This window comes from Deltaproteobacteria bacterium (assembly GCA_012522415.1).
Lineage (GTDB): Bacteria > Desulfobacterota > Syntrophia > Syntrophales > JAAYKM01 > JAAYKM01.
Map to the genome: position 1 here is coordinate 19,831 of JAAYKM010000002.1, position 9,713 is coordinate 29,543.

At 58.0% G+C, this 9,713-nt stretch carries 11 protein-coding genes; all 11 read right to left on the reverse strand.

Annotation, left to right across the window (positions count from 1 at the left end; genetic code table 11):
- Positions 1–195: 195 nt before the first annotated feature.
- Positions 196–978, reverse strand: coding sequence for a flagellar type III secretion system pore protein FliP (fliP, locus tag GX147_00145; GenBank protein ID NLN59123.1), 783 nt, complete (start codon positions 976–978; stop codon positions 196–198).
- Positions 975–1,379 carry a flagellar biosynthetic protein FliO gene (gene fliO, locus GX147_00150; protein NLN59124.1) on the reverse strand — a complete coding sequence of 135 codons (405 nt, stop codon included), beginning with the start codon at positions 1,377–1,379 and terminating at the stop codon, positions 975–977. The genes fliP and fliO overlap by 4 nt, the downstream gene beginning before the upstream one ends.
- 20 nt (positions 1,380–1,399) lie before the next feature.
- Positions 1,400–1,864 carry a flagellar motor switch protein FliN gene (gene fliN, locus GX147_00155; GenBank protein ID NLN59125.1) on the reverse strand — a complete coding sequence of 155 codons (465 nt, stop codon included), beginning with the start codon at positions 1,862–1,864 and terminating at the stop codon, positions 1,400–1,402.
- Complete coding sequence (gene fliM, locus GX147_00160) at positions 1,851–2,852, reverse strand: flagellar motor switch protein FliM (protein NLN59126.1); 1,002 nt, start codon at positions 2,850–2,852, stop codon at positions 1,851–1,853. The genes fliN and fliM overlap by 14 nt, the downstream gene beginning before the upstream one ends.
- A gap of 37 nt (positions 2,853–2,889) precedes the next feature.
- Positions 2,890–3,390: a hypothetical protein gene (locus GX147_00165; GenBank protein ID NLN59127.1), complete on the reverse strand. Its 501-nt coding sequence runs from the start codon at positions 3,388–3,390 to the stop codon at positions 2,890–2,892.
- A gap of 10 nt (positions 3,391–3,400) precedes the next feature.
- Positions 3,401–4,114: a flagellar motor protein MotB gene (locus GX147_00170; protein NLN59128.1), complete on the reverse strand. Its 714-nt coding sequence runs from the start codon at positions 4,112–4,114 to the stop codon at positions 3,401–3,403.
- A gap of 12 nt (positions 4,115–4,126) precedes the next feature.
- Positions 4,127–4,792: a hypothetical protein gene (locus GX147_00175; GenBank protein NLN59129.1), complete on the reverse strand. Its 666-nt coding sequence runs from the start codon at positions 4,790–4,792 to the stop codon at positions 4,127–4,129.
- Positions 4,789–5,550 carry a motility protein A gene (locus GX147_00180; protein ID NLN59130.1) on the reverse strand — a complete coding sequence of 254 codons (762 nt, stop codon included), beginning with the start codon at positions 5,548–5,550 and terminating at the stop codon, positions 4,789–4,791. Before GX147_00180 ends, GX147_00175 begins: the two co-directional genes overlap by 4 nt.
- Positions 5,551–5,840: 290 nt before the next feature.
- The gene (locus GX147_00185) at positions 5,841–7,370 is read right to left on the reverse strand and encodes a flagellar hook protein FlgE (GenBank protein NLN59131.1); all 1,530 of its coding nucleotides are present in this window, start codon (positions 7,368–7,370) and stop codon (positions 5,841–5,843) included.
- 56 nt (positions 7,371–7,426) lie between these two features.
- The gene (locus GX147_00190; GenBank protein NLN59132.1) at positions 7,427–8,071 is read right to left on the reverse strand and encodes a flagellar hook capping protein; all 645 of its coding nucleotides are present in this window, start codon (positions 8,069–8,071) and stop codon (positions 7,427–7,429) included.
- A gap of 27 nt (positions 8,072–8,098) precedes the next feature.
- Positions 8,099–9,713 (reverse strand): hypothetical protein (locus tag GX147_00195; GenBank protein ID NLN59133.1); only part of this gene is annotated, 1,615 nt, incomplete at its 5' end.

Below are 9,713 nucleotides of genomic sequence, written 5' to 3' on the forward strand. Positions count from 1 at the left end.
CCGTCATGGCCTTTGACCGGGTCAGCCCCAATCCGGGCTATACAGGATCGACCCGGCCGCACCGGCCCGTTTGAATCCGACATGAAAAACACATGCCAATCCGGCGACGGCCGGGCAGTCTCCGGGCGAATACAAAAACCCTTGTCACGTCCCGGAACCGGACAGGGGATAAAACAACCGGAGAAGAACCCTTTTTTAACGATAACTCTGGACGAGGGAACCCACGATCAGATACCAGCCGTCAACCAGAACAAACAGGAGGAGTTTGAAGGGCAGACTCATGATGATCGGCGGGAGCATCATCATTCCCATTGACAGGAGAATACTGGAAACCACCATGTCGATGATCATGAAGGGCAGGTAGACCATGAAGCCGATCTGGAAGGCCGTCTTCAACTCGCTTATGACAAAGGCCGGGACCAGAGCGCTCAGGGGAACATCCGCCGGCTTCTCCGGGCGTTTTTCCCCGGATATTTTAACGAAAAGGGCCAGTTCCTTTTCCCGTGTCTGTTTGAGCATGAAATCCTTCAACGGCGCCGTCCCCCGCTCGAAGGCCTGTTCCCCGGAAATTTGTTCTTCCATGTAGGGCTGAAGGGCATCCGTGTTGATCCGGTTCCAGACGGGAGACATGATGAAAAGCGTCAGGAAAAGGGCCAGGCCGATGACCACCTGGTTGGGCGGCATCTGCTGCGTGCCAAGGGCGTTGCGGATCAGGGAAAGCACCACGACAATCCGTGTGAAGGAAGTCACCATGAGAAGAATCGCCGGAGCCAGGGTCAGCAGGGTAAGGAAAATCATCAGCTGCAGCAGCCCCGACATCTGGCCGGACTGATCTGTCCCGCCACCGATATTCAGACTGACGTTCGGCAAGGGCAGGGGGGCGCCGTAAAGCGAAGGCGCCAGCAGCAGGATGATTGAGGCAACCGCCGCAAGGGTGATGAATCGTCTTTTTGCCTGACCGGGCCCGGTATCTTTCATGGACGCCTGTTTTCCTTGCTGGGCCGGATGAACGATCTGACCCATTTCCTGTAATGCCCCGGGAAACCGGCCGGCATGATTTGACCGCCCCTTTGGCGGCTCAGGGAATCCAGCCTCTCCAGGGACGCCGCATCGTCAATGGTCATGATGTGGGACACCTGCTGATTGGATATGCCGATGACCACGGCCCGACCGAGGATATCGACGATCATGATGCTGCTCTTCGGCCCCAGATACTTGACCGCAAGAATACGGATGGCCGAGCCGTCCGATGCGGCCAGGCCCGTCTGTGGAAAGAAGCGGCGAACCAGGAAGGCCAGACCGACCATAATCCCCAGCACCACGGCCAGGGCGGCGATCATCTTCAGGAGGGCCGGAAAAAAGGAAATGGTTTCCATCATAATGACCTCGCGGAAGAGAATCAGCGCAGCCGGTTCACCCGCTCGGCCGGTGAAATGATATCGGTCAGGCGGACACCGAATTTTTCGTTGACGACGACCACTTCACCCCGGGCGATGAGACGCTGATTGATGAAGATGTCCATGGGTTCCCCCGCAAGCTTGGTCAGTTCGACAACGGATCCCTGTCCCAGCTGCAGCAGTTCGCTGATCAGCATCTTGCTTCGTCCAAGCTCGACCGTCAGCGTCAGAGGGATGTCCAGAATGAAATCGATGTCCATGTTCGCTTTCGGGGCATCACCGGGCTGAAGTTCGCCAAAACCGACACTGGCCACTTCCGTCACCGGTTCTTCCTTTCTGGAGGCCTCCAGTTCCTCCTGAACATCATCCCAACCCAGGTTCTCCTCGTCCGTCGGAAACGTTGCGGACGCTTCGCCTTCCCCCTCCTCCATTTCTTTCATCAGTGCATCGATTTCATTCTGTTCCATAGTCTATTACCTCATCACGGCTGATGACATGCGACACCTGCACCGCCTGGTTGCCCTTTGAAATACCCGGCACGCACATGAATTTGGGCATGCCTTCCACCAGGAGAAACAGGGGATCGGATGCGTATTTGTCGAGGACGACTACATCCCCCTTCTTCAGATCGACAACGTCCCGACTTTTGATCTTTGTCTTCCCCAGTTCGACAACCAGATCGATTTTGGAGAGAGTCAGGGTCCGCTTGAAACGCTCGGCCCAAGTCCTGTCGATTTCCATCTGCTCGCTCTGGAAACCGGCCTGCAACTTGTCCCGGATGGGCTCGAGACCGGCGTAGGGAAGACACAGGGACATGATGCCCGTGTTGTATTCGACCTCGATCTCGAAATTCACGATAACCACAACGTCCGTCAGGGGCACAATCTGCGCAAACTGGGGGTTGACCTCCGATCTCTGATACTGCACCCTGACATCGATGAGGGCTTTCCAGGCCCTTTCCAGGTCAACAAGGGCGCTCAACACAACTTTTTTGATCAGGCTGTTCTCGATGGCCGTAAATTCGCGCCCTTCCACCTTGAAAAACTCCTTCCCCGTTCCGCCGAAGAGAATGTCCACCAGGGTAAAGATGATTTTCGATTCCATGACAAAAATCGCATTCCCCCGGAGAGGCTCCATGCGGAACAGGTGAAGGCTCGTCGGAACGGGCAGTGTCTTCAGAAATTCGCCGAATTTCATCATGCTGACGGACATGGAATTCACACCGATCACCTTGCGCATCAACGAAGAGAGGGTGGTGCGGAACATGCGGGCGAATTTTTCGTTGGTCATTTCCAGCGTAGGCATCCGCCCCCGGATGATCCGGTCCTGACTGGTCAGATCATAGAGGGTGACCTCCGACGGGTCGTGAATGTCCTCCATCTCCGTTTCGATATCGCCGCCGGCAATCCCGCGGAGCAGGGCATCGACCTCTTCCTGAGATAGTATCTGTGACATGAAAACCTTCCTTTTTCCCTCTATAACAGAACGATCCTCACTGGATCACGAATTCCGAAAAGTAAACCTTTGAAATGCGTCCCCGGGAAATAGCGTTGTTCACCCGGAGGATGATTTCCTCCCGCAACCGCTGTTTGCCGGGGGAATCCATCAGCTCCCCCATGGCCTTGGAAGACAGCAAATCCAGGATACTGTCGCGTACCCGGGGCTTGACCAGCTCGAGTTCCTGGATAATCGCGGGCTCCGGCACCTCGAACTGCATGGCGACTTTAAGATAGTGCTCCGCACTGTCTCCCATGAGGTTGACGATGAAGGGATCGAGGGCCCAGATCGGACCGATGACCGGAGGGGCCTTTGCCGCCTGGTTCTTATGGCCCAGCAGGTTGTTGAAGACATACACGCCTCCGGCGGCGGCAACCCCCAAAAACGCCAGTACAACGACGCCTATTATCGCCCCCTTGACCAGTCCCCTTTTCTTCTTCACCTCCGGTTCAGGCTGGACGACCTCTTCATTTTCATTGTTTTCTTCCCTTGCCATGTCATTCCTCTCACTGTTTCTGGAATTTCAGTTTAATTTCCACTCTCCGGTTCATCTGACGGGACCGTGCATCATCGTTGGCCGCCCGGGGCCGCGCTTCTCCGTATCCGACGGCGGACAAGCGCTCCGGAGCAATCCCCCCCTCCCCCGCCAGGAAAGCAGCCACGCTGACGGCGCGGGCGGTGGACAATTCCCAGTTCGAGGGAAACCTTTCACCGACAGGGGGCTGGCTGTCCGTATGCCCCTCCACGGTCACCGCGGCGCGGGATTCATCGAGAATCGGCGCCAGGGACAGCAGCATCCGCCGGCTTCGTTCACCGAGCACATCCGAATTGGGCGCGAACAACACCTTCTCGTTCATACCGATCCGTATCCCTTCCGGTGTTGTCCGGGCTTCCATGCCCGGAAGCGACGCGATCTGGATCGCCGTTGCCGCTATCTCCGGATTCCTCTCCGCCTGAATCTGCCCCCGGTCGGAAGAAGGCTGCGTCGTTCTCGGTATCACCAGGGGTTTCCGGACTCCCCCGACGCCAAATACCTCGCTCACGGACTGCGAGACCTGATCTATACTGGGCTTGTCCATATCCGACATGGAAAGGATGAGCACAAAGAAGGTCAGGATAAGGGTCATCATGTCATTGAAGATCACCAGCCAACCCCTGCCCCCGGTCACCGGGTCCGACGCAAAACCCGTTCTTTTCCACACCATATAAGGCCTGACCATGTTTGTTCCCCTCTACCCCCCGACGCTCAAGTGAAGCGCGATCCCCTCTTCTGCATCAGGTGCGCTCCCGGATCCCGGCATGACGACGGACCCTGCGGCACTGACCTGATCGGCGGCAAGCCGGTCATAGGCCAGAAAATAACGCATGATATTCACCGCCCGAAGGGATGACAGCATCCAGGGAGACGGATCGCCACCCATTCCCGCCCCCGATTCGCTGACATGCACACGGACCTGAATCTGCAAGCCGTTTCTTGCAGCCGCATCGGCAATGACATTCAGATAGGGGTGGAGCCCCTTGTCCACGTTCACTGCACCTGCCGCAAAAAGGACCCGGTCCTTCATGAAAATGTCGATGCCTTCCCTGCCCATGCTGACCCTCACGGTGTTGCCCAGACCAAAACGTGTCGTGGCATTCTGAATCAGAACGGCTGCATCACCTGACTCCTCAAAGGGAATGCCAGAGAGGGGAGTCATGGAGGACCCCGGCGCATGCAGGGACGACCCCTGGACGAAATGCCTGCGAACCGCCCTCATCCCCTTGCCCGACAGGATGGAGTAAGAGACCATCATGGCAAAGAAGACCACCAGGATCAGGGCAAAGGAACAGTAGATCATCTGCCAGTTCACGACGGAAACGTCAGGGGTTTGACTCCGGGGGGGAAGCTTCGGTCTCAAAACATCACCCCCCTTTCACGGGGCGCGACAAAGGACAGCAGCTTCTGTTTCACCATGCGCGGATGATCCCCCGATTGCATGGCCAGCGTCCCGTTAATCATCAGATATTTGATAAGGAGCTCGTGACTGCTCTGGGTTCGGAGTTCTCCGGCAATGGTCTGAAAGACGAGGTTCGACAGAATCACCCCGTAAAACGTCGTGATCAGGGCCAGTGACATGGAAGGACCGATCTGGGCGGGATCGCTCATCTGCATCAGCATTTTAACCAGTCCGATCAGGGTGCCCATGAGTCCCATGGCCGGCGCAAAGTTTCCCATCGTCGTGAAGATCTCCGCGCCAAGCCGGTGGCGTTCCGCCACCGACTGAATTTCCGTCTCCAGAATGATTTCCACATCCGTCGGATCAACGCCGTCCAGCACCAAACCCACCGCCTTCGAGAGAAAGGGGTCCTCGATTTTCGCTTCCATCCGCTCCAGGGCAAGCAACCCTTCCCGTCTGGAGATCCCGGACATCTCGACAAAGAGGTCTATCAAATCCTGCACCTCCGTTTCACGCTTGAAGAAGATATTCCGCGCCGCCGGAACCACCTTGAAAACCATGGACAGGGGATAGTTGATGAGGACGGCCCCGAACGTTCCGCCCAGAACAATCATCAATGAAGGAATATCAAAAAACCAGCTCAGACCCCCGCCCCAGCCCATGGCCACAAGGACGAGAGTAAATCCGCCAATTATACCGACAATGGTTGCAATATCCACACATACCCCCGGATCCGGACGGACCCTTCGCTGAGATCAATACAGCTTTTGTTAAGCAAAGACTGTACCATGGAATCGGGGAAGGGACTCCCCCTGATTCGCATGACCGACAGGTGATACAGCCCCGGGGTGTCCCGTCGATACGCCCCACGCCGGCAACGACGCACCGGGATTCCGGCACCCCGGGCTTGTCCGCGGGGGGAAAGGATTCAAGAAAGGTCAATTATTTGACGATGTGGTGTTTCCCCATCCCGGCAGGAGGGGGAAACACCATGGCAGGGGAGATGAAATCAGCGTTTGATGTCCATCAGGACGCTGAGGAGGGTATCCGCCGTCGTGATGACTTTGGCGTTCGCCTGATAGGCGCGCTGCGCACTGATCATATTGATAAACTCCTTGGCCACGTCGGTATTGGATATTTCCAGGGAATTGGACATGGTTTCCCCGAGGCCACCGCTTCCCGGCCGGTTGCGAAGGGCCTCACCGGAGCGGACGGTTTCGATGAAGTAGTTTCCCGACTTCTGCAGGCCAAGGACATCGGGAAAGCTCGCCAACAGGATCTGGCCGAGGGCGGCGCTCTGGCCGTTGGTGAAGAAGCCGTTGACGATGCCCTCCTTGTCGACGGAAAGGGACTTCAAAACACCGGAACTATAGCCGTTGTTGTGCAGGGACTTCACGACGGACGAACTGGCGTACCCTGTAATGATCGGCGCATCGTCACCCACGACATTCCAGTTGAGCTGATTGCCGTTGCCGATCGTGGCCCCGTTGGACAATGGGCCGAAGACCATGCTGATATCGCTGGCCGCGGGGGTTACCGTGTTGTACAGGCTGAAGGTAATGGTGTCTCCGTCGGCAAAAGTCCCCCCAAGATCGAAGGTGATATCGGGACCGCCTTTTCCGTCCAGATCGATAGACAGGCTCGTCCCCGTCTGATCGACGGCCAGGCCGTCGTAACCCCCATACGAAGTGGGCGCCCACCTCTGGGCCGCTTCATCGAAGGTCAGCACGATGTCACCCACCGTATCCTTGTAAATTTGACCGGGACGGTTGATTGTGGACTCCGTAATCGTCCCCCCTCCCGCCACAGTCGGCCCGGTCCCAAATCCGCCCGTGTAAAACGACTCCAGGTTGCCATTGGCGTCAAATATGACACCATGGGCGGAGTTGGTCCCGGCATTGGTTCCATCCAGGGTGGTACTGAACCCCCAGGTGCCGTTGCCCTCGGTCCGCATGAAATTGACGGCCAGACCATGGGCATGACCCAGGGAGTCAAAAACGGTCTGCGTAATATTGAATCTCTCACCCGGCAGGGCGGCGTCATTCAGGTTGGCGCCGATACCGATTTCCGTTGAGGCGCGGGGAGCCGACTGCACGTTTTGCAGACGAATGGCCGTTTCCATCTCCTCCTGACCGGCAACGTAGAGATTGTATCCCTGCACCCGGTACCCGTTCAAGTCAACCAGATAGCCCTCCCTGTCCACATGAAAGGCCCCGGCCCGAGTAAAATACTGGGCGCCTTCCGAATCCCTGAGGATAAAAAACCCCTCCCCGTCGATGGCGAGATCCGTTGCGTTACCCGTCGACTCGAAGGAACCCTGGCCGAATTGCGGCGCCACGGCGGCAATCGTCACGCCCTGCCCGACCTGCATGGTTCCGCTCGACCCGCCGGACAGGCTCTGATTGAGCATGCTGGCAAAATAGGTATTCCCCGCCTTAAAACCCAACGTATTGGAATTGGCCAGATTGTTGCCAATGACATCCATCTGTTTCGAGCTCGCCGTCAACCCCGTTGTTCCGATCCAAAGCGCACTTGACATGATACACCTCCCGTCTGTTGTCGATCCTGCACGAATCGCATCGTGTGATTCCCCGGTCATCCGTTCCTGACAGCCACCACATCACTGAAAGGAACCTCCTGACCGTTTATCTTCAGATATATGCTGTTGTCCTTGTACTGCACGGCCGTCACCCTGCCCGTGGTCATACTTGTCACGCCCACCGCGTTGCCCTCCCCATCGACGGCCGTCACCTTGTAGGAATACAGACCGCTACCGTGATCGCCCCTGCTCCAGACCACGTTCTGCAGACCGGCGGACTGCGCCCCCGCCTCAATCCGGTCCACTTCAGTCCCCGAGGCATCCAGAATCCTGATGGAAACCTGGGCCGCGTCTTTTGCCAGACTGTAACCGAAGCCTGCCGTGTCCCCCTCCACCTGGAATTCACTCCCCTGGTTGACCGTCACTTCCTTGCCCAGGAGGCTTACGGCCTGGGTGTTGTTCGCCGTTCCCAGAGCCTCCAATCGGGCGTTCATGTGGGTCAGCTGCTCGAGACTGGAGAACTGGGCCAGTTGGGCCGCGAACTCCGTTCCGTCCATCGGGTTCAGGGGGTCCTGGTTCTTCAGTTGCGCGACGAGCATCTTCAGGAAATCGTCCTTCCCCAGGCTTTTGGTATGCGATGTGGCGCCGTTGGACCCGCTGGTTGTCACAATGTCATTGATCGTATTGTTGACTGTCACCATGGCGTTCACCCTCCTCCGTCTGCTTGATCAAACAAAAATACTGATGATCCCGGTTCCATAGTCCCGTCCGGGAACACCCGTTTTCGTATCCTCCGGGGACATTTGCCCGCGGGTCCCCGCCCGTCCGTCATCCTTGCCGGCCTGTTCCCCCGCGCCTTCCTGCCAGAGCGCATGCCCCCCCGGATTGAAATCGAGATGATCACGTTTCAACAGGATCGACATCTGGTCAACCTGGAATCCCTGGTTGGTCAGGGCGTGTCTGAGTTGTTCCGTATTGGCCTGAAGGGTTTGCTGTACATCGGCATGATTGGCCGTCAGAACCAACTCCACCCGCTTGTTCTGCACGACCACTTCCATATTGATGGTTCCGAGGTTGGGAGGCTGAAGGATTATCCGCACTTTGCCCGAACCGCTTTCCAGGGCCCTCCACGCTTCGTGGATGAGACGATCCACGGGAATGAACACGCCCCTCGGGGGCGCCCCCGATTCAGGGGTCGTCTGGGAGACGTTCCCCCCGGTCGGGAGAACCCAATGCCCGTTTTCCCTGTTCATCAAAATCATCGGGCCTTTCGGTTTTTCCCCGCCATGGACGGGGATATCGCTGACCGGCCTGTGATCCCCCCTATGGGCCGGCAAATCCCGTCCCTCCGCCTCCGGCCTTTCTGAAGACATCCCGTCCCGTGCCACACGCTCGGTTGCAACGGTCGTGTCGGGTGTCCAACGGCGCAAGGCGGGCTCTTCGGGGTTTTTCACGGGGATTTCATCGGGGGAAGCGTTGACGGCCGGCCCGCCATCCCTTCCGAGAGCCTCCTGATTCCCCGTATGATCCGCAGGCGTCACGGCCGGAACGGGTTGTCCCCTCCCCCGCAAGGCCAAAGGCGCCGTCACCTGTCCCTCCGGAACGGGTGTGGGCGGAGCCTGCGTCTGCAGCCTGACCACGCGGGACGTCACGCCTTTTACGTCACGGTCGGCGTGGCCTTCCTCCGTCACCGTCACCGTCACCGTCTCCGGAGCCCCGTTCTTGAGGGCAACGGGTACGGGATGCTCGTCCGTTTTCCCAACGGACAGCCGGAACTGATCGGTTTCGTGCATCGCGGGACCCTTCAGCCATTGTGCGGGGAGAACCGGGGGCATCGTATCGCTCCGGGCCGTCTTTTCGCTGGAAATACCGCCATGGGACAACGCATACCGTCCGAGGGCGCCTTCGGCCTTGCCGCCGGAGGTTTGAACCTCGGGGGTGATCCTTTCCCCGTTCTCCCTTGCATCGGCGGCGGTTCCTTCGGAAAAACCGGTGGCTTCCCCGTCCTGCAAAGGGGCGATGATCTCGGGAATGTAAGGAGCCACGGGGGCGGCATGATCGCCGGGTCCGTTTTCTTCCGTCGCATCGTTCGGCACGACCTCCCCACGCCACAACATCCGGAGCCAGGCCTGAAGGTCAGCTTCCACGGTCATGCCATCGTTTTCTTCCCATGCCTCCCCGGCGATATCATCCTCGATTTGGATCAGGACGAAAGGCCCCTGTTGTTCCGTGACCGTGTTTGCCAAGGACATATCGTTCCCAAGGGGAACCGCCCCTTCGTCTAAAGGCGGGGCCGTCTCGTTGTCCTGTACGTCATGACAGGCCGTTGCGGCAAAAATGACG